This is a genomic window from Lactobacillus sp. 23-2, assembly GCF_044902225.1.
GTDB classification, from domain to species: Bacteria; Bacillota; Bacilli; order Lactobacillales; family Lactobacillaceae; genus Lactobacillus; species Lactobacillus absianus.
This window is the reverse complement of the sequence record NZ_JAOQBX010000005.1, coordinates 21,635-47,551: the sequence shown is the minus strand read 5'-3', so window position 1 is coordinate 47,551 and position 25,917 is coordinate 21,635. Positions and strand designations below refer to the sequence as shown.

Below are 25,917 nucleotides of genomic sequence, written 5' to 3'. Positions count from 1 at the left end.
TTATACTCTAGGAAATAAAAAAGACCGACGCGGGTCGGCCTTCTTTATTTTGTTTTAAGCATTAACGCTTCTTAAGTTGGTCACCGATCATGTCACCAAGTGAGAAGCCGTTGTCGTCGTTGTTCATGTACTTGCGAGCAACTGAGTCGTTGTTTGATGAACGACGTGAACGAGGTCTGTCGTTTGATGAAGAAGCATTCTCTGGATCAGCTTGCTTAATTGACAGGGAGATTCTTCTTTCACTTGGGTCAATGTTAAGAACCTTAACCTTAACCTTTTCACCAACAGTCAAGACGTCGCTTGGCTTGTCAACGTGCTTGTTGGAAATTTCTGAAACGTGTACCAAGCCTTGGATGCCGTCAGCGACTTCAACAAATGCACCAAAGTTAGTCAATGACTTAACTTCACCTTCGATGATGTCACCTTCGTTCAAGTTAGCAGTAGCTTGTTCGAATGGTGATGGTTCAGTTTGCTTGATTGACAGGGAGATACGGTGACGGTCATTGTCAATGCCAATAACCTTAACCTTAACATCTTGGCCAACCTTCAATACGTCGCTTGGCTTGTCAACGTGCTTGTAAGAAATTTCTGAAATGTGTACCAAGCCGTCTACGCCGCCGATGTCAACAAAGGAGCCGAAGTTGGTCAAACGTGATACGCGGCCTTCTACGATGTCGCCAACAACGAGTTGGGAAGCAACGTTTTCGAATGCTTCTTCACGTTCTTCTTCGATAAGTTCCTTGTGTGAAAGGATCAGACGGTTCTTAGCTGGGTCGATTTCAGTAATCTTAACCTTGATGGTCTTGCCAATGTATGGCTTGAGGTCTGAAACGAAACGGTTTGAGATCAAGCTGGCTGGCAAGAAGCCACGGGTGCCAACGTCAACCAGCAAGCCGCCACGAACAGCTGAGGTAACCTTGCCTTCAATGGTCTTGCCTTCTTCAAAGTCCTTTTGCAGCTTGTCGTAAGCTTCACGTTCCTTAACGCGGGTTACTGAGAAGAAGAATTCACCATTTTCCTTGTCGCCACCGGCACGGCGAACAACGTAAGCCTTGAAGGTGTCCCCTGGCTTAACGGCGTCGCGCAGGTTAACGCTGCGGTCGTTGGTGAAATCGCGGCGGGTGATCACGCCTTCAACACCGGCGTTTTGTACGCCGACGTTGATTTGGTTGTCTTCTACAGACAAAACGTTAACGTCAACGATATCGCCAACTTTAACTTCTTGCATTTGTGCAAGAGCATCTAAAAATTGATTGTTTTCTGACATAAATATAAAATGCCTCCCTGTTTATTCGTTCTCTATTCTACCGAAAAATAGCTGAATTTGCTACTATTTTAGCAGACTTTTTTGACTTTTTCCCGGATTAGCTCTATTTTTGCTTTTTCTTAATCTCAGTCAGGATTGCGTCGACTACTTGGTCGATGGTCATATGGGTCGAATCGATCTCGATGGCGTCGTCTGCCTTCTTCAGCGGTGAGATCTCGCGGTGGGAGTCCAAGTAGTCCCGCTTGCTGATATCCGCTTCAATTTCTTCCAGGCTCTGCTTGGCTTCAATGCCCTTCTCCTGCCAGTCCAGCATCCGCCGCTCAGCCCGGGAACGGGCGCTGGCAACCAGGAAGATCTTCACGTCAGCCTTGGGCAAGACCGTGGTGCCGATGTCGCGGCCATCCATGATCACGTTGGTTGAGCCGGCCAATTGTCTTTGCAGGTCGACCATCTTGGCCCGGACCCCTGGCAGGGCGGATACTTCTGAAACGTGGGCGGTAATCTCCGGGGTCCGGATTTCCAGAGAGACGTCCTTGCCCGCTACGATCACCTTCTGCCCCTTTTCGCCAGGCTCCAGCTTGATCCCGTCTTCGTCAATCGCGGCCAAAATGCCCTTTTCGTTGCCGTATTCCAAGTCATGGTCACGGGCAATCAAGGTGCAGGCCCGGTACATGGCCCCAGTGTCAATGTAAACAAATGACAGCTTGTTGGCTACAATCTTGGCTACGGTACTCTTCCCTGCTGATGCAGGTCCATCAATCGCTACTTGCATATTTCAATCAAAAGGAGCGATTGCTCGCTCCATTCCTTTCTTGTGAATTCTTTTATTTGACTTTGAGCTTCTGCCCAACGGACAGAACGGCAGTCGTGGTCGAATCGTTCAACTGGGCCAGCTCATCCGCCGTCATGTCGTGCTTGGCGGCAATCGAAGCCCAGCTGTCGCCGGACTGAACCACGTAAGTCTTGCCAGAGGAAGACTTCTTGACCGCCTGCTTCTTGACCTTCTTCTTGGCAGCTTTCCTGACTGCGCTTTGCTGGCCCTCCTGCCGCATTTCCTGCTGGGTCGTCCCCGGCGCGGCAACTGGAACGATGGCCAAGGCGATCAAGACCAGAACCAAGATCAAGGACTGCCAAGGAGCGTTGCGGTCCCGGCGCTCCTCGTCGGCTTGGCGGCGAAGCTCCACGCGGGACAGGCGCTGCTTTTGCGGTTTATGCTCCATGTCCAACTCTTCCTCCTTTAACTTCTCAATTCTAACATATTTGCCCGATTTCTGGCACAAAATAAAGCTCTTCCCGGAGGAAGAGCTTTGGCAAAAAGCACTGCTGCTTTAAAGAGATTAAAGATAAGCAATACGTACGTTTAAGAAAGGAAGCGGCATCAGTACTTGCTTGAAACGTTGAAGTGCTTGCGCACGAACGGCTTGATCGTCTTCAGGACTGAGGCAAACAGCACGTAGACGACGACTGAGTTGATCGCGCCCTTGATCAGGTTGAATGGCGCGATGATCCCGAAGATGTAGCTGCTCATTGACGGAATGTGCAGCATCTGGCCCAAGTAGGTCTTTTCAGTGAACTGCAGCAGCTGGGCGTAGTTCATGTGCATGCTTGCCGCCTGCGGCACTGAAGTGTAGGCGTAGACCGGCGTCAAAAGGAACCAGTTGCTCAAAGACATTACCGCCGTCAAGCACAAGGTGCCGACTGCCAGGCCCAATACCGGGAGCAGGTAGCCCTTAGCGGACTTGCGGTCTTCATCCTTGACTGAGCCGGCAATGTAGTAAAACGGCAAAGCGAAGGCCATTGAGGCCAGGAAGGCCGCCAGCTGGCCCACCAGAGACGGCAGGGCAAAGCCGCTGAAGAGCAAGGAGACAAAACCCTTGATAAAGGCTACGGCCGCCCCGCCAGCTGGTCCAAAGACAAAGGCGCTGATGACCACGATGACGTCTGAAAAGTCCATCTTCAAGAAAGCGACGCCTGGCATGATCGGGAATTCAAATTTCATGACGATAAAGGCGATTGCCCCGATCATGGCGTAGGCAATCCAATTCGAAACTGATTTTGCTGATCTGCGATTGTTGGCAATTTCCATGCTTACAAATCCTCCTAGAGATATAAAAAGGTCCGTTGCCTCGAAGAGCAACAGACCTGAATTAATAAGCATGTTTATAAATTGCTTGATTCACGTCTGTCTTCTTCCATCTAGACTGTAACTATCGGTAGCTTAATTGCATTCAACCACTTACGTGGGTCGCGGACTCACACCGCCGGTCGGGAATTCCACCCTGCCCCGAAGACAACTGATATATTAGCGTTTACATTTTAAATTCTAATCCACTTGCTTGAGCTTGTCAATCTCTTTATGGGTCAGTTCACGATATTGGCCTGAAATCAATCCGTCCAAGGTCAAGAAGGAGTACTTTTCCCGAGACAGCTTGTCAACCAAGTGGTGAACCGCTAGAAACATTTCCTTGACCTGGTGGTAGTGGCCTTCATGGATCGTCACCTGAACGATCTGCGCGTCCTTCTTCTTGTCGGTCTTCAAGATCTTGACTCTGGCCGGCTTGGTCTTGAACTTGCCCTTGTTGATCCGGACCCCGCTTTCCAGGGCCTTGATCTCGCTTGGCGTCAGCTGGCCCTTGATTTTAGCCACGTAGACCTTGTTGACCTCATTCTTCGGGTGCATCAGCAGGTTGGCCAATTCCCCGTCGTTGGTCATCAGCAGCAAGCCGGAAGTATCATAGTCAAGGCGCCCCACTGGATACAGGCGGTATGGCAAGTCCTGGAAGTAGTCGGCTACCGTCTTGCGCCCCTTTTCATCCTTGACCGTGGAAACGACGCCGCGGGGCTTGTAGAACAGGTAGGTGTGCTTGGCCTGGCGCTCAACTGGCTGGCCGTCGACGACGACCTGCTCAAATGATGAGACCTTGGTTCCCAGCTGCTTGACGACCTTGCCGTCGACTCTGACCCGCCCGGCCAGAATCATTCTTTCGGCTTCACGCCGCGAAGCCAGGCCGGCTTCCGCGATCACCTTTTGCAAACGTTCTTCTGTCATTCTTCAATCTCCTTTTGTCTTAGCTTGTCGTCAATTGACCCGTTCTCCGCGAACAAGTCCACTTGACCGTCTTCATCAAAGCCGTCATCTTCAAAATTCTCAATCACCGGCAGCTCGCCCAGGGACTTGTAGCCAAAGTACTGAAGGAAGTAGTCCGTGGTCACGTAGAGCTTGGGGTGCCCAGGCGCCTCCTTGACTCCGTCGGCCTTGACCAGTCCGCGCCAGACCAGGGTCTGGAGGGCGCCGGAGGAGTTGACTCCCCGAATGTCGTCAATTTCGATTCTGGTAATCGGCTGCTTATAGGCAATGATGGCCAGAATTTCCAGGGCTGACTGGCTGAGAGTCTTGGTCAGGTCCTTGTTGAAGTAGGCTTCCACCACCTGGCTGCAGGCCGGGCTGGTGGTCATTTTGAGTTCATCATTGATTTCAATCAGCTGCAGGCCGCTGTCCGGGTCCTTGGCCAGCTGCTCTTGCAGCTTGCCGGCTAATTCCCGCAGGGCCGCCGGCGACACCTGCAGCAGTTCCGCCAGGTGCTCGCGCTTGATCCCCTCGTCGCCAGCGACGAACAAGAGGGCCTGCAGCTGGGCTGTTTTACTTGTCATCTGCGTCAATTCTTTCCAGTTCCAAATCGCCAAAGGCACGCGCCTGCTTGACGCGCAGCCTTTGATCCTTGATCTCCTGCAATACCGCCAAAAAGAGCCCCACCAAGTCTGGCAGCCCCTGGACTTTTGCAATCAATTCAAAGAAGCTCAATTGCTTGCGCTTTGCTAGCTGCCCATCCAAAAAGGCCGTCAGTTCTTGAATCGGTCGTCCGGTTAAAGTCACCTTGACCTGGTCAGGCTTGCGCAGCTTGAAGCGGCGCATGGCCAAAGCAAAAGTGTTGGCCAGCTCCGTCGCCGTGATCTGGCCCAAGGGCAGCGGCTGCACCTTGTCCTGAGAAGCCGCGCTGGGCTCTTTGGACGCGACCGCCGGCACTTCGTCGTTCCGAACCCGGAAGTAGGCCGAAATCTTCTTGAAGACCGAGTACTGGACCAGCTGCTCCACCAGCTCCTCCCGGGGGTCTTCATATTCTTCATCTTCTTCCACGAAGTCGTTCTTGGGCAGCAGGTACTGGGACTTGATCCGCAAAAGGGTGGCCGCCATCACGAAGTATTCTCCGGCCAGCTGGAGGTTGAGCTCCTGCATTCGGTCCAAATAGTCCAGGTACTGCTGGGTAATCTGGGCGATCGGAATGTCATAAATGTCTAAAGCTTGCGACCGAATCAAGTGCAAAAGCAGGTCCAGGGGGCCTTCAAAATTCGGCAGCTCAATCGTCATGCTGTTGTCATTCATCGTCAGAAAGATATTTCAATAAATAGGTATATTCCGGAACCGTCATCAGCTTGCGCTTAGGGTCTTCTTGGACCAGCTCATGCATAATCGCCGACTGGTGCTCATCATCGCGGAAGCCCGGGGCCAAAGACAGGTAGCGCAGGACCTGGCACTCCCGTCCCAGCTGGACCCCGGCCACGCCCACGATATTGCGGTCGCTGTTGCGGTAGAGGTAGAGCTTGTGGGAATCGTCCACGCTGTAAAGGCGCATCTCATCCTGCAGGTTTTGCAGGTTCTTGAAATCCGGCAGATAGGACAAGAGGCCCATGGCGGTCTTTTCATAATCTTTTTTGTAAGGTATCAGCAAAAAATATCACCACGCTAAAAACTAGATCCGGGGGTGGGTCTTCTGGTATACGTCAAAAATATGCTTCTGGGTCAGGTTGGTATAGATCTGGGTCGTGGAAATGTCGGTATGGCCGAGGATTTCCTGGACGACCCGCAGGTCAGCCCCGTTTTCCAGCAAGTGGGTCGCAAAGGTATGGCGCAGGGTGTGGGGAGTGACGTCCTTCTCAATGCCAGCTTGGCGGCAGTACTTCTTGATCATCAGCCAGACGGCCTGGCGGGTCAGCTGCCCGCCCCGCTGGTTCAAAAAGACGTATTGGCTGAATTTGCCCGCCTTTAGCAGCTGCTGGTCGCGGACTTTGGCATACTTGTCCAGCCAATCCATGGCCAAGTCGCTGATCGGGATCAGCCGTTCCTTGTTTCCTTTGCCCAGGACATGGACGATGCCCAGATCCGCGTGCAGGTCGCCGTCTTGCAGGCTGATGGCCTCGCTGACCCGCATCCCCGTCGCGTACAAGACTTCCAAAAGGGCCCGGTCCCTGATGCCCAAGGGCTTGGAAACGTCCGGCTGGTCCAAGAGCTTGCTGACTTCTTCCTGGCTAAGAGCCATGGGCATCTTCTTTTCCCGCTTTGGCGCGTCCACCTGGCTCATCGGGTCGATCTGCTCAATGTGCTGGCGAACCAGCCACTGGTAAAAGCGCCGCAGGGTGGAGACCATCCGGCTGATGGAGTTGTTGGCCTTGCCGGCATCCCGCTCTTTAGCCAAAAAGGCATCAATATCGACGGCGGCTTGCGGCCAGGAGGCAAAGCCTTCCTTTTGCACGAAGTCGGCAAACTCCAGCAAATCCTGCTGGTAGGCAGCAATCGTGTTCTGACTGAGCCCGCGCTCAACCTGGCTGTAGCGCAGGTAATCCGCGACCTGGTCGGTCAGCTTAGTCATTTTCCGGATCCTTGATCAGGGTGATCGTTCCGGCCGTCTTGTCCTGCTTGATCAGGCCCCGCTTGATCAAATGCCCCAAAGCCCGCTTGAAGGCGGACTTGGAGATGCCGAAGTAGTCCTTGATGGCTTGGGCGTCAGACTTGTCAGAGAAGTTCAGGGTCTTGTCGGCCTTGCGGCGCAGGGACATCAGAATCATTTCCGCGTCATCATCGATTTCTTCAAAAGCCCGCGGCAGAACCGACATGTTCAAGCGGCCATACTGGCTGACGCCGATCACCCTGGCCTTGACTTCCTCGCCCAGACGCAATGGCCGGGTCATCTGCGATTCGTGGATGAAGCCCAGGTAGTAGTCATTGGTCAGCACGAAGCAGCCAATGGTCTTGCTGGTATAGACCCGGGCCAGCAGGTTGCTGTTCTCCAGGTTGGCTGGGAAATGGACCGCGATTTGATCAAAGACGTTCTCGTCAGCCGGCTTGGCCCAGATCCGGTCCTTTTCATCAGTCTCCAAGCGCACCAAGAGCTGGTCGCCAATCTGCGGCCAGCGGGCTGGATCAAGCGGCAAGTCGTCAAGGGAAACGACGATGTCCTTGTCCGGCAGGCCAACGTCAACGAAGACCCCCAGCCCTCTCTGGCTTCTGGTCACCTTCCCCCAGCCGTATTGGTCGGCCTGGGCAAAAGGCAGAAACTGCGTCATTTCCCGTTCGTGCTTCTGGTTGTCATAGATAAAGCCCGTAATCTCGTCGCCGATCTTTGGCGTTTCTTCCTGCGTCAATTCCTGCTTCTTCAGCTCAAAAGTCAAACCGTCAATTTGTACATAGTATGCCTGGTCATTGGCATTGGTAATTTTTCCCGTGCGGATTTCGCCCAGCATCTGTCTACCTCCAACTTTACATAATTCTAAATACTAAGTATACGTGATTATCTGCTGAATTGAAAGAATTATCTTTCCCGCGCGCAAAAAAGAGTCCAGCCAAAAGCTGAACTCTTCTTGATTAGGTTGATTCTTCTACTTTGTAACGCTGAATTACAGGTTAGAAACTTCACCTTGGTAGATCGCGCCACGACGTGCGTCAACAGTTACAGTTGAGCCGTCAGCAATCTTGCTGGTTGCGTCAGTAGTACCAACGACAACTGGAATGCCCAGTGATACGCCAACAACAGCTGCGTGGCTGGTCAAGCCTGAAGCTTCAACGACCATGCCTGAAGCCTTCTTGATAGCTGGCATGTAGTCCTTGTCAGTTGACTTAGCAACCAGGATGTCACCTTCGTGAACCTTAGTGTTGGCTTCGTCAGCTGAGTTGGCTACAACGGCCTTGCCGATAACTGAGCCGTTGCCTACGCCCAAGCCATGAGCAACTTGGTCGCCGATGATTTGCAGCTTCATCAGGTTGGTAGTGCCTGATTGGCCAACTGGAACGCCGGCAACGATGATTACGAGGTCGCCGTCCTTAGCGAAGCCCTTTTCCTTGGCTACGCGGGCAGCTTCTTCGAACATTTCGTCAGTGTTCTTTGGCTTGTCAACCAGAACTGGTTCAACGCCCCAAACGATACCCAATGAGTGTTGGATCTTTTCGTCGAAGGTCATGGCAACGATAGTTGCGTCTGGACGGTACTTAGAAATCATACGAGCAGTGTAGCCGGAGCTAGTAGCAGTGATGATCGTCTTAACGCCCAATTCTTGAGCAGTCCGGACAACTGATTCACCGATGGCTTCAGTTACGTTTGAGCCCTTGTATTCTTCGAAGCGTTGCAGAGCAAGAGTGTTGCGCTTGTGCAGTTCTTCTTCAGTACGTACGTCGATGTCGTGCATAGCTTGAACTGATTGTACTGGGTACAAGCCGTTAGCTGATTCACCTGACAGCATGGTTGCGTCAGTACCGTCAAGAACGGCGTTGGCAACGTCAGTTACTTCGGCACGGGTTGGACGAGGTTGTTCTTGCATTGAGTCAAGCATTTGCGTAGCAGTGATAACTGGCTTGCCCAATGAGTTGCACTTCTTGATCAAGGTCTTTTGAACGAATGGTACGTTAATGAATGGGATTTCAACACCCATGTCACCACGAGCAACCATCAAACCGTCTGAAACTTGCAAGATTTCGTCGATGTTGTCGATACCTTCTTGTGATTCAATCTTTGGGAAGATCTTTACGTAGTAAGCGTTGTGAGCTTCGCAAAGGGCACGAATGTCAAGAACGTCTTGAGCCTTACGTACGAATGAGGCGAAGATGAAGTTGATGCCGTGTTCCAAACCAAAGTTGATGTCGTCAGTGTCCTTTTCAGTGATCCCTGGGAGGCGGATTTCAACGCCAGGAGCGTTAACACCCTTCTTTGAGCCGATCACGCCAGTGTTTTGAGCTTCACAAACCAATTCGCGCTTTTCTTCGTCCTTGGCCTTGATAGTCAAGCCAACAGCACCGTCGTCGATCAGAACAGTACCACCAACGTGGGTGTCATCGTACAGACCTGGGTAGGTAACGTGGATCATGTCCTTGTTGCCGGCCTTAGTGGCGTCCATAGAAATACGGATTTCGTCACCAGTGTTGATCGTGAACTTGCCGCCTTCTTGGTCAGTAGTTCTGATTTCAGCACCCTTGGTGTCCAGAGCGATACCCAGAAGCTTGCCAGTCTTCTTTTCGATATCGCGAACCATCTTCATTCTGCTAAGGTGTTCTTCGTGGTCACCGTGTGAGAAGTTGAAACGGAAAACGTTCGCACCGGCTTCGACCAACTTAGTAATAGTTTCTTCATCGTTTGAAGCTGGCCCTAAAGTACTAACAATCTTAGTCTTTTTCATCTGAAAAAATCTCCCTAAAAAAATTAAAAAAACAACTTTCTTGCCAAAGCTTGAATTCAGAAGCCTACTTAGAAACTTCTGAGTTAAGCTTCAGCAAGCTGTAGTCACCCTTGTGAGTATTCTCAAACAGATCAAGGATGTTATGCGCAGTTACTTCACCGTGTTCCATGCCCACAGCGAGGCCACCCTTGCCTTCAAGAAGCAAGTGAACGGCTGCGTTGCCCAGCTTGGTAGCAAGCACGCGGTCAGAAACCGTTGGCGTGCCACCACGCTGCATGTGGCCCAAAACATTGGCACGAGCATCGAAGTCACCATACTTCTTCAGTTCGGCCATAAATTCTTCAGCAGTCATGACGCCTTCAGCGACAACAACCAAGCCGTGGTCCTTGCCTCTTTCTTGCGCGGTCTTCAAACGGTCCGCGATTTCCTTGACGTCGTATGGCTTTTCAGGAATGACAATCGCGTCAGCACCACAGGCAACGCCGACCCGCATCGCAATGTCGCCGCAGTTGCGGCCCATTACGTTGACGATGAAGACCCGGTGGTGACTTGAAGCAGTGTCGCGGATCTTGTCGATCGCGTCCATTGCAGTCATGCAGGCCGTGTCATAGCCGATGGTTGCTTCAGTGTAAGGGATGTCGTTGTCAATCGTGCCTGGCAGGCCGATTGAGTTGAAGCCGCGGCGGGTCAGTGCCAAGGCACCGTGGTAAGAACCGTCACCGCCGATGACGACAACCGCGTCAATCCCGTGCTTCTTCAATTGTGCAATACCAGCCAGCTGACCTTCTTCATTTGCAAATTCTGGGTAACGTGCAGTGTAGAGGAAGGTACCTGGCGTGTTGATCTTGTGCGCTACGTCTTCACTGTCCAATGGGAAGATGTCGCCCGCGACCAACCCTGCAAAGCCGTATCTGATGCCGAAGACTTCCAAACCGTTGTCCATGGCGGTTCTAGCTACGGCTCTGACGGCTGCATTCATACCAGGGGCGTCGCCGCCACTAGTTAAAATACCAATCCGTTTCATGAATTCACCTCATCATGATCTAAATTGTGTAATATCTCACATCACCTAGATAATAACATTTTTATCCGCTAAAGTCTTGTAAAATCTGGCTTGAAAGTAGAATTTTTTCTATTTTTCACCTGTTAGGGCTTACAAAGCCCAAGCCACCGCCTGGGCCTTTTTGACTAGTCAAAATTCCCTTGAAATTTTCGAAAAAATTGCAGGTCTGGCGACTTAAAAAGCCATGAAACGACTTTCATCCAGGCAATTTGCCAAAAGGATCACGAGCGCAGGTGGAACTGCTTGAGCTGGTAGAGCTTGAATTCCAGCTGACTGGGATCGGGATAGCCCTTGATCGCCTCCAGGCGCAGGACGTAGTAGCCGCCTTGAACCAAATCCGGGTGCAGGCGGGCCAGCTGCTCGGCAAAGATCATGACCTTGTAGGAGCCGGTCGAATCAGCAAAGATGGTCGTTGCCATCTCTTCCCCGTGCTTGTCGGGCTTGATCCTGAAGGAGCGCAGCTGGGCGATCGCGTTGGCTTCTTCCTTTAAGCTGAAGTCGGCCAGGCGCTTCATGTCCTGGTAGTGCTGGTCAAAGTACTTCTCAACGCGCCGCTGCTGGATGTCGGTCACGGCTTCCCCTTCTTCGCGGGTCTTTTTGGCCGCGGCAATCTCCTTGCCGCTTAAGGCTTTCAAGGCGCGCAGCTCCAGGCTGTACTCGCGCTGCTTGTAGTTGTCCACTTTCTTGACCAGGTCCAGCAGGTAGATGCCGCCAGGCTTTAAGAGCTGCCGGTAGCGCTGGTAGGCTTCCGGGAACAAGGTCACCCATTCCTGGCTCTGTCCGTCAAAAAAGGCGGCATTGGTCCCGGGAGCTCCGGCATTGCGGCCCCGCTTGGCTACCCAATCGCGGCTTTCCTTGTATTCGGCAATGACGTTTCCCCGGCCGCCCACCGGCAATTGGGCAAAATTGCCGGCCTTAAAGCGCGGACCCAGATTAAGCTTGGCCTGCAGCAGCAGCGGCACCGTCACGGTAAAGCCCATGGCTTTGAGCTCCATGGCGATTTTTTGGTCCGGGCGGGCTTTTTCTCCGGTATAAGGCTTGATGGACAGGATCTGCTGGAGCATAGGGCTGTCCAGGGACAGCTTGGCATTGTCAAGCCGGTCGCTCAAAGTGGCCAATAGTTCATTGCGGTCTTCGCCCAGGCTGTCAAAGGCCCCGGCCTCAATCAAGGAGCGCAGGGCCTGCTCTTTTCGCAGATCCGGCTCCAGCTTGCCCAAAAAGTCGTCAAAGCTGGTGATCGGCTTGGGCATCCCCGTGATTGCCGCGATCAATTCCCGGCTGAGGCCCAGGATCGACTTGAAGCCCACGCAGATCCGGCCCTTGACCAGGGAAAAAGTGCTTTTGCTTTGGTTGATGTCTGGCCCGAAAACCGCCACGCCCAGCTGGCGGGCGTCATTGATGGCCTGTTCCCGGTCCTTGCCCCGGGACTGGTCCAGCATCTCCACGAAGAACTCACGCGGAAAGTGGACTTCCAGATAAGCTTCCCAGTAAGAAAAGAGCGAGTAGGCCACGGCGTGAGACTTGTTGAAGCCGTAGTCGGCAAACGGGGCGATCTGGTCAAAGACCTGCCCGGCCTGCTCCGCGCTCTTGCCCATTTGCTTGGCCCCTTCGATGAACCGCTGGCGCTCATCCTGGAGCAGCCGCGCGTTTTTCTTGGAGATGGCCCGGCGGAAGATGTCAGCCTGGGCCAGGCTGAAGCCCGCATATGCCTGGGCGGCTTGGATGATCTGCTCCTGGTAGACGAAGTAGCCATAAGTCTCCTGCAGGATGGGCGCGAGACTTGGGTCGGGATAGACCACGGCCTGCTTGCCATGCTTTCTGGCGATGTAGTCGGGGATGCTGTCCTTGGGTCCTGGCCGGTAGAGGGCGGTCATGGCACAAAGGTCAGCGAAGGTTTCCGGATGCAGCTGGCGCAGGAATTTCTGCATCTCTCCTGATCCGAACTGGAAGATCAGGCTGGTCTGGCCCCTTTGAAAAAGCCGGTAGGTGGCCGGATCATCCAGAGGAATCTGTTCCGGAACCAGCTTGACCCCTTCTGCCTTAATTCTGTTGACCACCTTGCCGAAGAACTCCAGGTTGGTCAAGACCAGGAAGTCGATCTTGAGCAGGCCGTATTTTTCCACGTACTCCTTGGTCTGCTGCACGGTCCATAAGGGGTTTTCCTTGCCCTTCATCAAGCCCGTTCTGGCCGCCAGGGAGTCCTGGCTGATGACGACGCCGGGCGCGTGGGTCCCGGTGTCGGCCGGCAAGTCCTCCAGCTTTAAGGCCGTCTGGTAGACCAGGCGGTTCAAGGGGCTGGCGCTCAGCAGGCTCCTGAAGGCCAATTCCTGGTCATAGGCCTGCTTTAAGCGGGTCTGCTGGCCCATGGCCTGCTTGAGTTTGGCGATCGCTGGGGGCTTCAGGCCAAAGACCTCGCCCACCCGGTCCAGGGCGCTTTTGGCCTTCAGGGCCGTCAAAGCCAGAATCCGGGCCACCCGGTCCGACCCCTGGCCCGGCCGCGCGACTTGCCCATACTTGCGGTAGACGTAGTCGATCGCGACTTTCTGCCCCTCGCTGGTAAAGTCCAAGTCGATGTCGGGCATCGTTGACCGGGCTGGATTCAAGAAGCGCTCAAAGAGCAAGCCATACTTGAGGGGATCAACCCTGGTGATGTCCAAGGCGTAAGCCACTAGGGACCCGGCGGCCGACCCTCTGCCTGGTCCCAGCAAGACCCCCTGTTTCCGGCAATTGGCCACGATATCGGCCACGATCAGGAAGTAGTCGTCAAAGCCCATCTGGTGGATCACTTGCAATTCATAGTCCAGGCGCTTTTGGTATTCCGCCTGCCGGGCCGGCGGCAAACTGGCAGCTATCCGCTTTAAGCCGGCATTGGCCAGCTGGGCCAGATATTCCCCGGAAGTCGGGCAGACGTTTTGGGCAAATACCGGCAATTGGGGTTTTTGGAAGGGAATTTCCGCCTGGCACTTGCTGGCAATGACCCAGCTGTTCTCCAGTGCTGCTTCCAAGCCGTATTTCTGGCAGCGGTCGGCCAAGTCCTGGGCCGGCGCCAAGGCGTGCGAGCCTTTTTCGGCAATTTTTTCTGTGATTTCCTGGCTGGACATGACCCGCTTGTGCTTGATCGCGTCCATGACCTTGACCAAAAACTGGTCTTCTGGATCAAGGTAGCGGACGTCTTCAACGGCGACCAGGCCTGGCTGGAAGTTGGGGCCCTTGTCCCCGTTCTTGTCCGCCAAGGCCGCGGCCAGCTGCTTGACATAGTCGTCATAGTCCTGCAAGAGCAAGCTGGCATAGACGCCAAGGTAGAGGTCGCAGCTTTCGTCAAGCAGACCGGCCAGCGCTTCAACGTAGCGGCAGCCTTCCTCGACGCTCATCCCCTGGTCGAACATCATCCGCAGCTCGCTGGCGGGGCTGGCGGGCACGATGACCACCAGGTCATGAAAATATTTCTTGACCTGCCCTGGGGTCAGCACCCGGTCGCTCTGCAAGTCATCGGTCTGGATGCAGGCCGCGCTGGACAGGCGCATCAAGGCTTCATAGCCGGCCTGGTTCTTGGCCAAAAAGACCAGGTCATAGCGGCGCTGGTCATCCACCAGACCGCTTAGCCGGACACTCAAGCCCAGGATTGGCTTGATGCCGGCTTCCTTGGCCGCCTGGTAGAATTCAGGCAGGCCAAAGCTGAAATCGACGTCGGTCAAGGCCACGGCTTCATAGCCCCGCTTCTTGGCGGCCTGGACCAGATTCCTGGGCTTGACGGGACTGGACAAAATCGTATTGGCCGACATGGTCTCAAGTGCGGCAATTTTCATTTTTTCACCCTCCTTCTTGCTCCAATTATAGCAAAGTGTCCCCCGAGCAACCGTTGAAAAGGGACCGGAGTTCTGCTAAAATTCTTAGCGAAAGAAGGAAAAGCATATGGGACGTTACATTGGACGCAGCATTGTCTGCATGGTCTGGGGGATGGTCTTTACCTTCATCATCGGTTTCATCGGTGGTCCCCTGGTTCAACACACATACCAGCCGGCTCATTTGCTGCTCATCGGTGCCATCTTTGGCCTGCTTTTTGCTTTGATTATTCCAACGATCACGGCCAAGTCAGTCAAGGACGACTCTGAATACAGCAAATAACCGCAATATTTTTGCAAGGCCAGTCACGAAAGTGGCTGGTCTTTTTTTGCTGCCGGAAGATTTATTGGCAAATCAGCCTTTTTAGCCATTATTACAGGCAAAAAATGGTATGATATCTTCAGTAATTTGTTATTTTAAGGAAGTTAATGGAACAACAATGAAAGACAATCTCATCGTATTTAAAGTAGGGACTTCTTCATTGACCACGCCTGAGGGCGACCTCGACGCCGGCAAGCTGAAGAAGATCACCTTGCAGCTGGCCCAGCTCCACCAAGCGGGCTACAAGCTGGTCCTTGTTACTTCCGGCTCAATCGCGGCCGGCTTCAGACGTCTGGGCTTTGACAAGCGACCCAAGAAGACGGCTGACAAGCAGGCCGCCGCGGCAGTTGGCCAGGGGCTGTTGATTGAAGAGTACACCCGCAATCTTTTGGCCAAGGGCATCGTCTCCGCCCAAGTCCTGCTGACTCAGTCCGACTTCGCGGACAGCCGCCGCTACCAAAATGCCTCCAATGCCCTGAACGTGCTCTTGAACCACCAGGTAATCCCAATCATCAATGAAAACGACACCATTGCCGTTGATGAATTGAAGGTTGGCGATAACGACACCCTCTCCGCCCAAGTGGCCGCCCTTTTAAAGGCCGACCTCCTGGTCCTTTTGACCGACGTGCCCGGCCTTTACACTGCCAACCCGCGCAAGGACCCGGACGCCAAGCCGATCCCCGTGATCGAGAACATCACCCCCAAGACCTTCCAGATCGCTGGCGGGGCGGGCTCAGCCAACGGAACTGGCGGCATGGCCACCAAGATCAAGGCCGCTGACATGGCCACCAAGTCCGGCGTGCCAGTCTTCATCTGTTCGTCTGCCGACTCGCAGGCCCTGATTGAAGCGGTCAGCCAGGACAACCAGGGGACCCTTTTTACGGCCAACGACAAGGCCTTCAACCAAAAGAAGCAGTGGCTGGCCTTCTACGCCCCAACTGCCGCCCGCATTTTCATCGACCAGGGCGCCGTACACGCCATGGCCAAGGAAGGCTCTTCCCTGCTGATCTCCGGGATCAAGCAGATTCAAGGCAGCTTCAAGAAGGACGACATCGTCGAAGTCTACAGCCAGCAGTCCAAGAAGCTGATCGGCAAGGGCAAGGCCCGCTTCTCCAAGCCCGTCCTGCTGGAAATTCTTGACCAGAACCACCCTGAAGGGATCTTCATCCACCGCGATGACTGGGTGACTACTTTATAAAGACATAAATACGAGGAAACGCAATATGGAAGAATCAATCACGCAAAAGCAGCTGGATCTCCTGGTTGACCACAAGCTGGAGATCAACACCGCGCTGACCGCGGACAAAAACGATGCCCTGGCCAAGATGGCTGACGCCCTTGAAGACGCCAGCGACTGCATTTTGGCCGCCAATGAGCAAGACTTGGCCAAAGCCCAGGGCAAGATTTCCGACGTCATGCTGGACCGCCTGCGCCTGTCAAAAGACCGGATCAAGGGCATGGCTGACGGCATCCGGGCCTTGATCAGCCTGCCAGACCCAGTCGGCCTGGTGCTTGACGAGCACGAAACGCCAAATGGCCTGGACATCGTCAAGAAGTCCGTTCCTTTTGGCGTCATCGGCATCATCTATGAAAGCCGGCCAAACGTTACTTCTGACGCTGCCGCCCTGGCCTTGAAGTCAGGCAACGCCGTCATGCTCAGAAGCGGCAAGGACGCCTTCAACTCCGCTGAAGCCATCGTCGAAGCCTTAAAGGCCGGCTTAGCCCAAAGCCGGATTTCTCCTGACTGCATCCAGCTGGCCCAGGACACCAGCCACCAGTCAAGCCAGGAAATGATGACGGCCCGCGGCAAGCTGGATCTCCTCCTTCCCCGCGGGGGCAGAGGCTTGATCCAAGCCATCGTGCAAAACGCGACCGTGCCGGTAATTGAGACCGGGACCGGGATCTGCCACATCTACGTCAACAAGGACGCCGACCAGGAAAAGGCCCTGAAGATCATCGACAACGCCAAGACCCAGCGGCCATCAGTCTGCAACGCGGCTGAAGTCTGCCTGGTCGACGCGGCCATTGCCGGCGAATTTTTGCCAAAATTGGACCGGCTCTTTAAGGGACGGGTCGAAATGCGGGCTGACCAAGCCGCCAAAAAGTACCTGCCAGACGCCAAGGCCGCCGGCCCGGACGACTTTGACACGGAATTCCTGGACTACGTCATGGCCATCGGGGTGGTCAAGGACGTCAAGGAAGCCATTGCCCACATCAACCGGCACTCAACCCACCACTCAGAAGCCATCATCACTGAAGACCCGGCCGCCGCTGACCTCTTCACCACGATGATCGATTCAGCCGCGGTCTACGTGAACGCCTCAACCCGCTTTACTGACGGCGGGCAGTTTGGGATGGGCTGCGAATTCGGCATTTCCACCCAAAAGATGCATGCCCGCGGGCCAATGGGGCTCAAGGAGCTGACGACTTACAAGTACGTCATCAAGGGCAACGGGCAGACCAGAGACTAGTCAAGCAGAACAAAAGAAAAGGAGTCTTTTTTCATGAAAGTTGGTTTTATTGGATTAGGCAACATGGGCGGCGCGATCGCCAAGGCCGTAGCCAAGGTTGACGGCGTGGACCTGCTTTTGTCAAGCCACAACCCGGTCAAGGCCGGCAAGCTGCAGGAAGAAATTGGCGGCGAGCTGGCCAGCAACCAGGAAGTCGCCGCCAAGAGCGACGTGGTCTTTTTGGGCGTCAAGCCTTATCAAGTTGGCGCGGTCATCAGCGACTTGGGTAGCGCTGTCGACAATCATGCCCTCTGGATCTCCATGGCCACTGGCGTGGCTTTAAGTGACCTGGCCCAGCTTTTGCCAGGCCATGACCTGGTCCGCATGATGCCCAACACCCCGGTCGCCATTGGCGAAGGGATGACCAGCTTCACGGCCAAGAGCGCTGAGGGCCGTGACCTGTTCAAGCGGCTGCTGGCCAAGTCAGGCCAAGTCGTGGAAATTCCTGAAAGCCTGATGGACGCAGCTACAGCCGTGGCCGGCTGCGGACCAGCCTTCGTCTACCAGTTCATCGAAGCCATGGGCGATGCCGGCGTGCAAAACGGCCTCAGCCGCCAGGATGCCATCGAAATGGCCGCGCAAACCGTTCTTGGCAGCGCCAAGATGGTCTTGGCCACCGGCCAGCACCCAGCCCAGCTCCGCGACGCCGTTACCTCACCAGGCGGCTCAACCATCGCCGGCGTGGTTGCCCTTGAAAGAGACGGCTTCCGCTACGCCACGATCGATGCCATCAACAGCGCCTTGAAGAGAAACCAGGAATTGGGTTAAAATAAACAGGCGTATCAAAAAATCAAGATCTATCGATCATCTACGTTCACAATCAAACATACACCAATATACGCGCAAAAAGAGCTCCAGCTAGATGCTGGAGCTCTTTTGCTGTGGTCTCATTCAGCAGATGCCGCTGATCCAGAAATTGTAGGCCAGATACAAGGCGGCGGCTAAAAAGTCCAGCAGGCAGGCTAGCAGGATTGCCGCCAGCGGCCGGTACTTCTTGGCCAGGTAGTAGTTGGCCTCTTCAAACAGGATGAGCAGCCAGGGAATGACCAACAGATCGCCCAGTTCCGCTTTTTTGCTCCAAGGCGCGGCCAGGGTGACCAGGGCCAGGATGCCCAGCAGCAGGTACCTGCCCTGCTTGCGGTATTTCTCGTACCATTTTTTCATGCAATTAGTCCTGCCTCACTATCAAAGCGCTACATCAAGCGCTCGTCGTAAATGGCCCGCTTGCCGCCAACGTACTTTGGCCGGCGGCGGGCACAGATGATGTTTGCCTCGCCAATCTTGTCCATGGAGATCCGCAGCGGCACGACGACCGGGTGAATGTGCATCCCGATCAAAGTCCCGCCAATGTCGATTCCGGCTTCAGCGCGGGCATGAATGTCCTCAACCAAGACCGCGTCAGCCATCTTCTGGTAGGCTACGGTCGCGAAAGCCCCGCCAGCGTGGTTGGGCTGGGGAATGGCGTTGACCTGCTCCAGGTCATATTTTTCCATGGCTGCCCGCTTGACGACCAAAGCCCGGTTCAAGTGCTCGCAGCACTGCGCCGCCAGGTAGATGCCCTTGGCGTCAAGCACCTTGCTGATGCCGTTATACAAGGCTTCTGCCACGTCCGTGCTGGTATTGGTCCCAATCGTCTCCCCCAATACCTCGCTGGATGAGCAGCCAACGACAAACATTTGGCCCGCCTTGATCCGGGAAGCTTCGACGATTTCCCGGGTGGCTTTTTCCGCTTGCTTGGAAATTTCATTTAAATCCATACATAGGCCTCCATTCAAAGATAAAATTGTTTCCGTGTCTTTATTCTAATACAAATCCGCAAAAAGTCAGATAAATGCGGCCAATTTTGCATTTTTCCCGCCTGCTCTCGCGAAAAATGCTAAAATCAGAGCAAACATCACGAAAAAGATCAATCTTTGGAGTAAACAATGCAAAAAGACCGAACTTTTGTCAGAATCACTTTTTACTTCGTGGTGGCCTCAATGGCCATCTCCTTATGCAGCACGGCCTGGAAGATCTTGATCGGTCACCAGGGCAAGTACAGCCTGGTCGCCGCGGAAGTGGCCGCCGGTCTCTTGCTGGTGCTCGTCCCGGCCTTCTTAAGCCGGATCTTCCGCTTCCAGCTGCCGACCTTCCTCTATTTCTTCTTTATGGCCTTCATCTACTGTGCCATCTACCTGGGAGACGCCTACCGCTTCTACTACATCCCCTACTGGGACAAGTTCCTCCACCTGATCAGCGGCGCCCTCTTGCTGGGCTTGGGCTTTGCCGTCCTGGGCCTTTTGCAGAAGCAGCCCGGCCGCCTCTCGCCCGCCTTTCTCTGCCTCTATGGGATCGCCTTTGCCGTCTTCTGCGGGGTCTTATGGGAATTCTATGAATTCAGCGTCGACAGCTTCTTTGCCCTGGACCTGCAGCGCTACGCCGCCAAGGGCCGGGACTTGCCCGGACGGGCAGCCTTGATGGACACCATGGGCGACCTCTTTGCCGACGCTGCCGGCAGCGCCCTCTTCAGCCTTTACGCTTACTGGCGCTTAAAGAAGGATCCCGCCTGGCTGACCAGCTTCTTCTTCAAAAAGAGCTGAAGCAAACAATCCAGTTCAAAAGCCTAAATCGTCCGCTTGACCGCGGCCAAGAGCGCTTTTTGCGACATGTCCTTATGACGGAGACTGTCAAGGACGTGCCGGTCAATCGTGCCCTTAGTCAGCAAATGGTGGATGATGACGGGCTTTTTTTGTCCCTGCCGGTAAAGGCGGCCGTTCATCTGCTGGTACTGCTCCAAACTCCAAGGCAGGGTAAACCAGACCAATGTATGGCCGCCCTCCTGCAGGTTCAATCCCGCCCCCGCGCTGGCCGGCTGGACCAGCATGACTGGAAGCTTGCCGGCATTCCATTTTCTGACCATGGCCGGACTGCCATCAAACACGACCGCCTCCTGGTCATTTTTGGCATAATAAGCCAGCAGGCGCTTGGCATCCGACTTGAAATGATAGGCCACCAGGCATGGCGAAGGCGTGTTGCTCGTGATATAGAAGCAGCGCGCCAGTTTTTCGTCAAAAATCGTGTCGTAATTGACCCCATCCTCTTCATAAATGGCCCCGGTCGCCAATTGCAGCAGGCGGCCAGCCAGCACGGCGGCGTTCTCAGCCGTGATTTCCTGCCCGCCCGTCAATTGGACCAGCTGGTCTTCTTTCAGCGCCTGGTAGACCTTCCGGGCCCGCGGCGGCATTTCGACCGTGTCTTCCACCTGGGTCAGCGGCGGCAGCTTGATGGTCGAGTTTTTCATAGAGATGACGATGTCGTCGATCTTCCGGTAGATCTCCTGCTCGCTGCCCGGCATGATCTTCCACTGCACCGGGTGATTGTTCACGATCATCCCCGGCTTAAAATACTTTTCCCGGTAGGCCGTGATCGATTTTTCCAGCCGCTGGCCCTGGTCCAGCAGGTAGATCTGCGACCACAGGTCTTCAAGCGAGTTTGGCGCCGGGGTGCCCGTCAGCTCAATGATCCGGTCAATCTTGGGCCGCACCCGCCGCAGCGCCTTAAATCTTTTGGCGGTGGGCGACTTAAAGGACTGGGACTCATCGATGACGACGGTCTTGAAGACCCAAGGACAGTTCTCAACCAGGTTGACGACCATTTCCCGGTTGATGAAGTACATCTGCCAATCCTTCTTCATGGCCTTTTTGACCGCGTCTTGGTAGAGCTCGCCGCGCTTTTTCGGAGTCAGGTTGCGGCCTTGCTCATCAACCACGAAGGACTGGGTCTTAAAAGGCAGTTGCCACTTGGCAAGCTCATCCTGCCAGGTCGAGCGGGCGATTGCTTTGGGCGCGATGACCAGGATGTGGCCGGACATCCCCTTTTGCCGCAGCTCCTGCAAGGCCGCCAGCGTGGTCAAGGTCTTCCCTAAGCCGATGTCCAAAAAGATCCCGCAATACGGGTGCTCAATGATGAAGTTCATCGCGTAGACCTGGTAGTCGTGCAGCGGGATCTCCGTGTCATTGACCAGCATCTTGACGTCGACCGGCTTAGGCTGAAAGGCAGCTTGGGCGGGCTGGTCAGCCTGCTCCAGCACCACCCCGGTCAAGTTGAAGCCTTTTTCCGTCGTCGTCAGGTTCAAGGTGACCTCGCTTCCGGCCTTGATTTCTCCTTGGCCAAAAAGCTGCTTCAAGCGTCCGCCCTCATTTTTGGCGACCCAGGGCAAGATGCCGGCATTGGCCTCGCCCGTAAAGAAGTTCCCAGCCTGCAAGTCCTGGGGATCAGGACGAAAAAGGGCCCTGACCGCGGCCTCGCCGGCCGTCTGCTCTGCCCCCTTGGCCAGCACGAAAGCCTGGCTGATCGTCAAAAAGGCATAGGGGCGGGCATGGACCGGCAAACCCTGCTGCTTTTCCAAAGCCTGCAGCCGGGCCAGCTCCTCGCCCATGACGAAATTAGCCAGGTGGCTCTTGACCACCCGCCCGTGGACCTTGACGCTCTCTCCTGGTCTGATCTTCGTCATTGCTTGCTCCTTTCAGTCCTGATTTTTTGTTAAAATAATGCTTCCACTTAAGTATACCAAAGCTGGCAAGCAGACCAAAAAGCCAGCGCCCTGAGCGCGGGCAATGTCATTAAGTAAGGTCTTGCCTTGCGGCGTTTTTACCACATTCGATTGCCTAAAGCAAAAAACGCTCATCTAAATTAGATGAGCGTCCTAAGGCCTTGTCCAAAGTTAATGTCTTAACTTACGGTTCTGGCCTTTTAATATTAATAAAAGCGGTAGTACTTCTTGGTATCCACGTGAATTGGACCATGGGTCAGGTATTCGCTGAACATCTGCACGTAGTCCTTGTCCAAGGTGAATTCGATCTTGTCCATGCTGTATTCTGGGTAAAAGCCGCCGCCGTTGGCCCGGTAGTTGTTGACGGCCAGGTGGTAGACCTTGTCGTCATCCAGCGGCTGGCCATGCAAGAGCAGCTTGGTCAGGCGCTGGCCTTCTGGCTTGGAGAGGTCGGCCTCGTATTCCAGCGGGTAGAAGACGTCAAAATGATACAGTTCCGGCTTTGGCTTGATGTAGCGGTCAATAAAGTGGATTGACCCGTCTGCATCCTTGCGCAGGAAGGTCGCGGTATGCTCCACGATATGGCGCAGCTGCTTGCCGGTCAGCTTAACCCGGACCAATTGGTTGGCATATGGGTAGTTGAGCAGGATATCCCGCATCGTCACCGTCTTGCCAAAGCCCTTGGCCCGGTCGTTCATGACGGCCGTGGCTGAGACGTCAGCATCAGTAAAGTAGAGCTGCATCTGCTGGAGGAGGTTGATGAAGGGCGCTCCTTCGATTCTCCCCTTGTTGGCATCCGCAATTGGCGCCGGCTCGTCCAGCTGGGCGATTGGCTGGTCCAGCCAAGCTTGGGTGGCCTGGTCCAGCGGCTTGACGATCTTGACGATCTCTGGATCTGATTCATAGTCCTTGGTATCGATCAGCTTGCTGTCCACTTTGTTGATCTTGACCCCATCAGCGGTCTTGTCCAGGTCGAAGACAACCTCGGCAATGGCTTCGCCCCGGTAGCCCGGCTGCACGCATGGCTTGCCGTCCTTGATCACGTTCAAGCGCCGGTGCTGGTGGCCTGTCAGCATGACGTCCACTTCCGGAATCTCAGTCAGGATCCGGTAGCCTTCGTTTTCCCCGTTGTGCGGCTCAGTTGCCTTGCCCGTCTCCAAGTCGCTTTCAAAGCCGCCGTGGTAAAGGACGGCCAAGAGGTCAACCTGGGGCTTGATGATCTTGGCAAAGTGCTTGATCTGGTCAAAAGCCGACTTGAAATCCAGGCCCTTGATCCGGTCAGCTGCTTCCCAGTGGGGGATGTACTGGGTCGTAATTCCCAAGACGCCGACCTTGACGCCGTCCCGTTCAAGAATCACGTAGTCCCGGCCCAGGCTTGGCACCTGGGTCGCTTGGTCAAGGATGTTGCAGTTGACGAAGGGAGCCTTGTTGTTGTCCACGTAGTAGGCCTGGTAGTCCTGGCCAAAGTTGAAGTCGTGGTTGCCCAGGCAGCGGACGTCATAGCCGACCGCGTTGTAGGCCGCCGTGAAGCGGGCCAGGTTGTCCAGGTTCTTGGAGCCGTGAGCATAGGCAGCCAGCGGCGACCCCTGCAGGCAGTCGCCGGCATCAGTTACGATGACGTGGTCTTCCCCCCACTTGGCCTTCTCAGACTTGATGGCACTGGCCACGCGGCTTAAGCCGAATGGCGCGTCATATTCGCCATCGTTTTGGTAGTCCGTTGGCAAAAGATAGCCGTGCGTGTCGCTAGAGTGCAAAAACACTAATTTCATTTTCCCTATTCCTCGATCCTTGCTCTAATTTTTTGCATAAAAAAAGACACCAGAAATACAGGTGTCTTTTGATTAGTCGTTATCGCTAGCGTTGTTTTCGTTCAACACTTGACGACCCTTGTAGTAGCCCTTTGGGGATACGCGGTGGCTCAAGCGGTATTCGCCAGTAGTTGCATCGTAGTGCATTGCTGGGACGCTGAGCTTCAAGTGAGCGCGACGTGAACGTTTCTTTTGCTTAGAAGTATGTCTTGCAGGAACTGCCATTTATAACTGATCTCCTTTATTGTAGAATCACGGTACCAGGTCCTTGACCTGAAATACTCAAGTAATTAAATAATACTATTGTCAAACAAATAAATCAAGGAAAACATGGGTGATTTATTTGCGGGACGCAAATTGCAGGGAAAGATAGTCCCCAATCGTCGGGAACAAGCCATAAAGCTTGGCGGCTGCCGCCAGGCTCAGCGGCAGGTTGAGCTCGCGCTTGTTGCTGCCGAAGTAGTGAACCACCTGCCAGGCCACGTCATCTGGGTCCAAAACGAATTCTTGCACGTTCTTCAGGTATTCCCCTGATTGGTCGGCCACGTTGAAGAAGTTGGTGTAGACCGGGCCTGGGTTGACCGTCATCACCTTGACTCCAAATGGCTTGAGCTCCAGGCGCAAGACGTTGGAGAACTGGATGACGGCTGCTTTGGCGGCGCTATAGGCCGCGGACTTGACCGTCGGCACCTTGCCGGCGATTGAGCCGAAGTTGACGATCTGGCCGCTTTGCTGGTCCATCATCACCCGGCCAACCAAGCGCGTCAAGTACATCAAGCCTAAGACGTCGACTTGGAACATGTTGGCCGCGTCAGCCATGTCGCTGTCCATGAAGCTGGCAAATTTCCCAAAGCCAGCCGCGTTGACCAGGTAGTCAATGTGGCTGACCGACTTGACGATCTTCTGGAAGCTGGCCTCGATTTGGTCCGCGTCCCCCAGGTCAGTCGCAAAGGCAAAAGCTTCTGAGCCTGAAAGCTCTCTGGCTTCAGCCGCGATCTCGTCCAGCTTCTCCTGGCGGCGGGCCAGGAGGATCAGGGTTGCCCCTCTCCCGGCGCTTTCCAGGGCAATGGACCGGCCAATGCCGGAGCTGGCCCCAGTCACCACGACAACTTTGTTGCGTAAAGAATCACTCATTTTTACTCGCTAACCTTTCATTGGAATTACAAAACAGTCTAAATCTTTGGCGAGCGTCGTCTTTGGGAAGATCTTGCGCGCTTGACTGACCATTTGGCTGGCCAGTGGTCCCACATAGCGGGCTGAGACGTGCGTCAGGTAAAGCTGCCCTACCTGGCAGGCACGCGCTGTCTCAGCCGCTTGAACACAGGTTGAGTGGTAGTATTCACGGGCCAGCTTGCTCTCACTGGCATCGAAAGTCGCCTCGTGAACCAAGACGTCAGCCTGGTCGGCCAGCTGGCGGATAGATGGCGTTGAACGGGTATCATAGATAATCGTGACTACCCGTCCCTGCTTGGCCGGTCCCAGGAAGTCCTTGCCGTTTAAGACCGTTCCATCTGCCAGGGCCACTTGTTCGCCCCTCTTTAGTTTACCAAGCAATGGCCCATTTGGCACGTGAAATTCGGCCAATTTGTCCATTAAAAGCTCGCCTGGCCGGCTGGGCTCAACTACCCTGAAGCCCCAGCTGTCGATGCGGTGGTCCAGCTTTTCGGTATAGACCTCAAACCCATTCTCGCTGAAGAGCTTGCCGCCTTTTTCAAGAGTGACGAACTTGATTGGGTAGGAGATCTTGCTTTTGGAAATCCGCAAAGCCGTCCGCACGAACTGCTCAATTCCCGCTGGCCCATAGATGGTCAACGGACCGACGTCTCCTTGAAAAGAGCGCGTCGACAAGAGACCCGGCAGCCCAAAGATGTGGTCGCCGTGGTTGTGCGAAATAAAAATCTTTGTCACTTTGCGCAAGCGGATATTGGTCCGCAGGATTTGGTGCTGGGTCGCTTCCCCGCAGTCAAAGAGCCAAATCTCATTCAGTTCGTCCAGCAGCTTCAAGGCCAGGCTGGACACGTTGCGCAGCTTTGAGGGCTGGCCTGAGCATGTTCCCAAAAATTCAAGTTCCATTTAATCCCTATTCTTCTTTTAATAAAAACTATCCGACAAAAATGTCAGATAGCTGCTTGCTT

25 protein-coding genes and 1 riboswitch are annotated in these 25,917 nt (G+C 54.5%); of the genes, 5 read left to right on the top strand and 20 right to left on the bottom strand.

The features are described from left to right. Positions 1-61 precede the first annotated feature (61 nt). The 13 genes from rpsA to dnaE form a co-directional block, all read right to left on the bottom strand. Complete coding sequence (gene rpsA, locus OCH80_RS03160; protein ID WP_302187380.1) at positions 62-1,267, bottom strand: 30S ribosomal protein S1; 1,206 nt, start codon at positions 1,265-1,267, stop codon at positions 62-64. A gap of 103 nt (positions 1,268-1,370) precedes the next feature. Beyond that, positions 1,371-2,039 carry a (d)CMP kinase gene (gene cmk, locus OCH80_RS03155; protein ID WP_154548966.1) on the bottom strand — a complete coding sequence of 223 codons (669 nt, stop codon included), beginning with the start codon at positions 2,037-2,039 and terminating at the stop codon, positions 1,371-1,373. 52 nt (positions 2,040-2,091) lie between these two features. Then, positions 2,092-2,487 carry a LysM peptidoglycan-binding domain-containing protein gene (locus OCH80_RS03150; protein WP_404537825.1) on the bottom strand — a complete coding sequence of 132 codons (396 nt, stop codon included), beginning with the start codon at positions 2,485-2,487 and terminating at the stop codon, positions 2,092-2,094. A gap of 158 nt (positions 2,488-2,645) precedes the next feature. Beyond that, the gene (locus tag OCH80_RS03145; protein WP_154548964.1) at positions 2,646-3,353 is read right to left on the bottom strand and encodes an ECF transporter S component; all 708 of its coding nucleotides are present in this window, start codon (positions 3,351-3,353) and stop codon (positions 2,646-2,648) included. Positions 3,354-3,447: 94 nt separating this feature from the next. Further along, a riboswitch (FMN riboswitch) is annotated at positions 3,448-3,563 on the bottom strand. Positions 3,564-3,590: 27 nt separating this feature from the next. Next, positions 3,591-4,316, bottom strand: coding sequence for a pseudouridine synthase (locus OCH80_RS03140; protein ID WP_404537823.1), 726 nt, complete (start codon positions 4,314-4,316; stop codon positions 3,591-3,593). Continuing rightward, positions 4,313-4,918, bottom strand: a complete 606-nt coding sequence (scpB, locus tag OCH80_RS03135) for an SMC-Scp complex subunit ScpB (protein WP_154548962.1) — start codon at positions 4,916-4,918, stop codon at positions 4,313-4,315. Before scpB ends, OCH80_RS03140 begins: the two co-directional genes overlap by 4 nt. Further along, on the bottom strand, positions 4,908-5,648 hold the full coding sequence (locus OCH80_RS03130) for a segregation and condensation protein A (RefSeq protein ID WP_404537821.1): 741 nt from the start codon (positions 5,646-5,648) through the stop codon (positions 4,908-4,910). Before OCH80_RS03130 ends, scpB begins: the two co-directional genes overlap by 11 nt. Further along, a complete protein-coding gene (locus OCH80_RS03125; protein ID WP_404537819.1) occupies positions 5,641-5,994 on the bottom strand; it encodes a reductase in 354 nt (117 codons plus the stop codon). The genes OCH80_RS03130 and OCH80_RS03125 overlap by 8 nt, the downstream gene beginning before the upstream one ends. Before the next feature lie 21 nt (positions 5,995-6,015). After that, a complete protein-coding gene (xerD, locus tag OCH80_RS03120) occupies positions 6,016-6,912 on the bottom strand; it encodes a site-specific tyrosine recombinase XerD (protein WP_404537817.1) in 897 nt (298 codons plus the stop codon). Further along, a complete protein-coding gene (locus OCH80_RS03115; RefSeq protein WP_154548958.1) occupies positions 6,905-7,783 on the bottom strand; it encodes a S1 RNA-binding domain-containing protein in 879 nt (292 codons plus the stop codon). Before OCH80_RS03115 ends, xerD begins: the two co-directional genes overlap by 8 nt. 153 nt (positions 7,784-7,936) lie before the next feature. Then, positions 7,937-9,706 carry a pyruvate kinase gene (pyk, locus tag OCH80_RS03110; protein WP_302187389.1) on the bottom strand — a complete coding sequence of 590 codons (1,770 nt, stop codon included), beginning with the start codon at positions 9,704-9,706 and terminating at the stop codon, positions 7,937-7,939. Between the two features lie 64 nt (positions 9,707-9,770). Continuing rightward, positions 9,771-10,730 carry a 6-phosphofructokinase gene (gene pfkA, locus OCH80_RS03105; RefSeq protein WP_404537814.1) on the bottom strand — a complete coding sequence of 320 codons (960 nt, stop codon included), beginning with the start codon at positions 10,728-10,730 and terminating at the stop codon, positions 9,771-9,773. Positions 10,731-10,990: 260 nt separating this feature from the next. Then, complete coding sequence (dnaE, locus tag OCH80_RS03100; protein WP_404537812.1) at positions 10,991-14,575, bottom strand: DNA polymerase III subunit alpha; 3,585 nt, start codon at positions 14,573-14,575, stop codon at positions 10,991-10,993. A 118-nt stretch (positions 14,576-14,693) separates the two neighbouring features. Here dnaE and OCH80_RS03095 point away from each other — a divergent pair, with 118 nt between their 5' ends. From OCH80_RS03095 to proC, 4 genes are all read left to right on the top strand, one after another. Further along, positions 14,694-14,894, top strand: a complete 201-nt coding sequence (locus tag OCH80_RS03095; protein ID WP_404537909.1) for a DUF2929 family protein — start codon at positions 14,694-14,696, stop codon at positions 14,892-14,894. 157 nt (positions 14,895-15,051) lie between these two features. Next, a complete protein-coding gene (gene proB / locus OCH80_RS03090; protein ID WP_154548954.1) occupies positions 15,052-16,131 on the top strand; it encodes a glutamate 5-kinase in 1,080 nt (359 codons plus the stop codon). Positions 16,132-16,156: 25 nt separating this feature from the next. Beyond that, the gene (locus tag OCH80_RS03085; RefSeq protein ID WP_404537810.1) at positions 16,157-17,404 is read left to right on the top strand and encodes a glutamate-5-semialdehyde dehydrogenase; all 1,248 of its coding nucleotides are present in this window, start codon (positions 16,157-16,159) and stop codon (positions 17,402-17,404) included. A gap of 33 nt (positions 17,405-17,437) precedes the next feature. Beyond that, positions 17,438-18,211, top strand: a complete 774-nt coding sequence (gene proC / locus OCH80_RS03080; protein ID WP_404537808.1) for a pyrroline-5-carboxylate reductase — start codon at positions 17,438-17,440, stop codon at positions 18,209-18,211. A 123-nt stretch (positions 18,212-18,334) separates the two neighbouring features. On the opposite strand, the gene OCH80_RS03075 is transcribed toward proC, so the two are convergent. Both OCH80_RS03075 and OCH80_RS03070 read right to left on the bottom strand, forming a co-directional pair. Next, positions 18,335-18,607, bottom strand: coding sequence for a hypothetical protein (locus OCH80_RS03075; RefSeq protein WP_404537806.1), 273 nt, complete (start codon positions 18,605-18,607; stop codon positions 18,335-18,337). A gap of 29 nt (positions 18,608-18,636) precedes the next feature. Then, complete coding sequence (locus tag OCH80_RS03070; protein ID WP_154549396.1) at positions 18,637-19,200, bottom strand: TIGR01440 family protein; 564 nt, start codon at positions 19,198-19,200, stop codon at positions 18,637-18,639. A gap of 168 nt (positions 19,201-19,368) precedes the next feature. Here OCH80_RS03070 and OCH80_RS03065 point away from each other — a divergent pair, with 168 nt between their 5' ends. Next, on the top strand, positions 19,369-20,022 hold the full coding sequence (locus OCH80_RS03065; RefSeq protein ID WP_404537804.1) for a hypothetical protein: 654 nt from the start codon (positions 19,369-19,371) through the stop codon (positions 20,020-20,022). 23 nt (positions 20,023-20,045) lie between these two features. Here the strand turns inward: OCH80_RS03065 and OCH80_RS03060 are convergent, their stop codons facing one another. The 5 genes from OCH80_RS03060 to rnz all read right to left on the bottom strand — a co-directional run bounded on the left by OCH80_RS03060 (position 20,046) and on the right by rnz (position 25,855). Beyond that, positions 20,046-21,935 (bottom strand): SNF2-related protein, encoded by a 1,890-nt coding sequence (locus OCH80_RS03060; protein ID WP_404537802.1) that lies wholly within the window; start codon positions 21,933-21,935, stop codon positions 20,046-20,048. 245 nt (positions 21,936-22,180) lie between these two features. Continuing rightward, positions 22,181-23,743, bottom strand: a complete 1,563-nt coding sequence (locus OCH80_RS03055) for a bifunctional metallophosphatase/5'-nucleotidase (protein WP_404537800.1) — start codon at positions 23,741-23,743, stop codon at positions 22,181-22,183. 72 nt (positions 23,744-23,815) lie between these two features. Next, positions 23,816-24,007 carry a 50S ribosomal protein L32 gene (rpmF, locus tag OCH80_RS03050; RefSeq protein WP_154549392.1) on the bottom strand — a complete coding sequence of 64 codons (192 nt, stop codon included), beginning with the start codon at positions 24,005-24,007 and terminating at the stop codon, positions 23,816-23,818. A gap of 114 nt (positions 24,008-24,121) precedes the next feature. Then, positions 24,122-24,916: an SDR family NAD(P)-dependent oxidoreductase gene (locus OCH80_RS03045; RefSeq protein ID WP_404537798.1), complete on the bottom strand. Its 795-nt coding sequence runs from the start codon at positions 24,914-24,916 to the stop codon at positions 24,122-24,124. A 9-nt stretch (positions 24,917-24,925) separates the two neighbouring features. Further along, positions 24,926-25,855 (bottom strand): ribonuclease Z, encoded by a 930-nt coding sequence (gene rnz / locus OCH80_RS03040; protein WP_404537796.1) that lies wholly within the window; start codon positions 25,853-25,855, stop codon positions 24,926-24,928. Positions 25,856-25,917 lie beyond the last annotated feature (62 nt).

Bases quoted from the DNA above. Each gene is read 5' to 3' on its own strand.
- OCH80_RS03070 (WP_154549396.1), bottom strand. From the start codon at position 19,200: ATGGATTTAAATGAAATTTCCAAGCAAGCGGAAAAAGCCACCCGGGAA.
- OCH80_RS03150 (WP_404537825.1), bottom strand. From the start codon at position 2,487: ATGGAGCATAAACCGCAAAAGCAGCGCCTGTCCCGCGTGGAGCTTCGC.
- OCH80_RS03075 (WP_404537806.1), bottom strand. From the start codon at position 18,607: ATGAAAAAATGGTACGAGAAATACCGCAAGCAGGGCAGGTACCTGCTG.
- OCH80_RS03055 (WP_404537800.1), bottom strand. From the start codon at position 23,743: ATGAAATTAGTGTTTTTGCACTCTAGCGACACGCACGGCTATCTTTTG.
- OCH80_RS03140 (WP_404537823.1), bottom strand. From the start codon at position 4,316: ATGACAGAAGAACGTTTGCAAAAGGTGATCGCGGAAGCCGGCCTGGCT.
- OCH80_RS03045 (WP_404537798.1), bottom strand. From the start codon at position 24,916: ATGAGTGATTCTTTACGCAACAAAGTTGTCGTGGTGACTGGGGCCAGC.
- rpmF (WP_154549392.1), bottom strand. From the start codon at position 24,007: ATGGCAGTTCCTGCAAGACATACTTCTAAGCAAAAGAAACGTTCACGT.
- rpsA (WP_302187380.1), bottom strand. From the start codon at position 1,267: ATGTCAGAAAACAATCAATTTTTAGATGCTCTTGCACAAATGCAAGAA.
- rnz (WP_404537796.1), bottom strand. From the start codon at position 25,855: ATGGAACTTGAATTTTTGGGAACATGCTCAGGCCAGCCCTCAAAGCTG.
- pyk (WP_302187389.1), bottom strand. From the start codon at position 9,706: ATGAAAAAGACTAAGATTGTTAGTACTTTAGGGCCAGCTTCAAACGAT.
- OCH80_RS03065 (WP_404537804.1), top strand. From the start codon at position 19,369: ATGCAAAAAGACCGAACTTTTGTCAGAATCACTTTTTACTTCGTGGTG.
- xerD (WP_404537817.1), bottom strand. From the start codon at position 6,912: ATGACTAAGCTGACCGACCAGGTCGCGGATTACCTGCGCTACAGCCAG.
- proB (WP_154548954.1), top strand. From the start codon at position 15,052: ATGAAAGACAATCTCATCGTATTTAAAGTAGGGACTTCTTCATTGACC.
- OCH80_RS03115 (WP_154548958.1), bottom strand. From the start codon at position 7,783: ATGCTGGGCGAAATCCGCACGGGAAAAATTACCAATGCCAATGACCAG.
- proC (WP_404537808.1), top strand. From the start codon at position 17,438: ATGAAAGTTGGTTTTATTGGATTAGGCAACATGGGCGGCGCGATCGCC.
- OCH80_RS03130 (WP_404537821.1), bottom strand. From the start codon at position 5,648: ATGAATGACAACAGCATGACGATTGAGCTGCCGAATTTTGAAGGCCCC.
- dnaE (WP_404537812.1), bottom strand. From the start codon at position 14,575: ATGAAAATTGCCGCACTTGAGACCATGTCGGCCAATACGATTTTGTCC.
- OCH80_RS03060 (WP_404537802.1), bottom strand. From the start codon at position 21,935: ATGACGAAGATCAGACCAGGAGAGAGCGTCAAGGTCCACGGGCGGGTG.
- cmk (WP_154548966.1), bottom strand. From the start codon at position 2,039: ATGCAAGTAGCGATTGATGGACCTGCATCAGCAGGGAAGAGTACCGTA.
- OCH80_RS03145 (WP_154548964.1), bottom strand. From the start codon at position 3,353: ATGGAAATTGCCAACAATCGCAGATCAGCAAAATCAGTTTCGAATTGG.
- pfkA (WP_404537814.1), bottom strand. From the start codon at position 10,730: ATGAAACGGATTGGTATTTTAACTAGTGGCGGCGACGCCCCTGGTATG.
- OCH80_RS03085 (WP_404537810.1), top strand. From the start codon at position 16,157: ATGGAAGAATCAATCACGCAAAAGCAGCTGGATCTCCTGGTTGACCAC.
- scpB (WP_154548962.1), bottom strand. From the start codon at position 4,918: ATGACAAGTAAAACAGCCCAGCTGCAGGCCCTCTTGTTCGTCGCTGGC.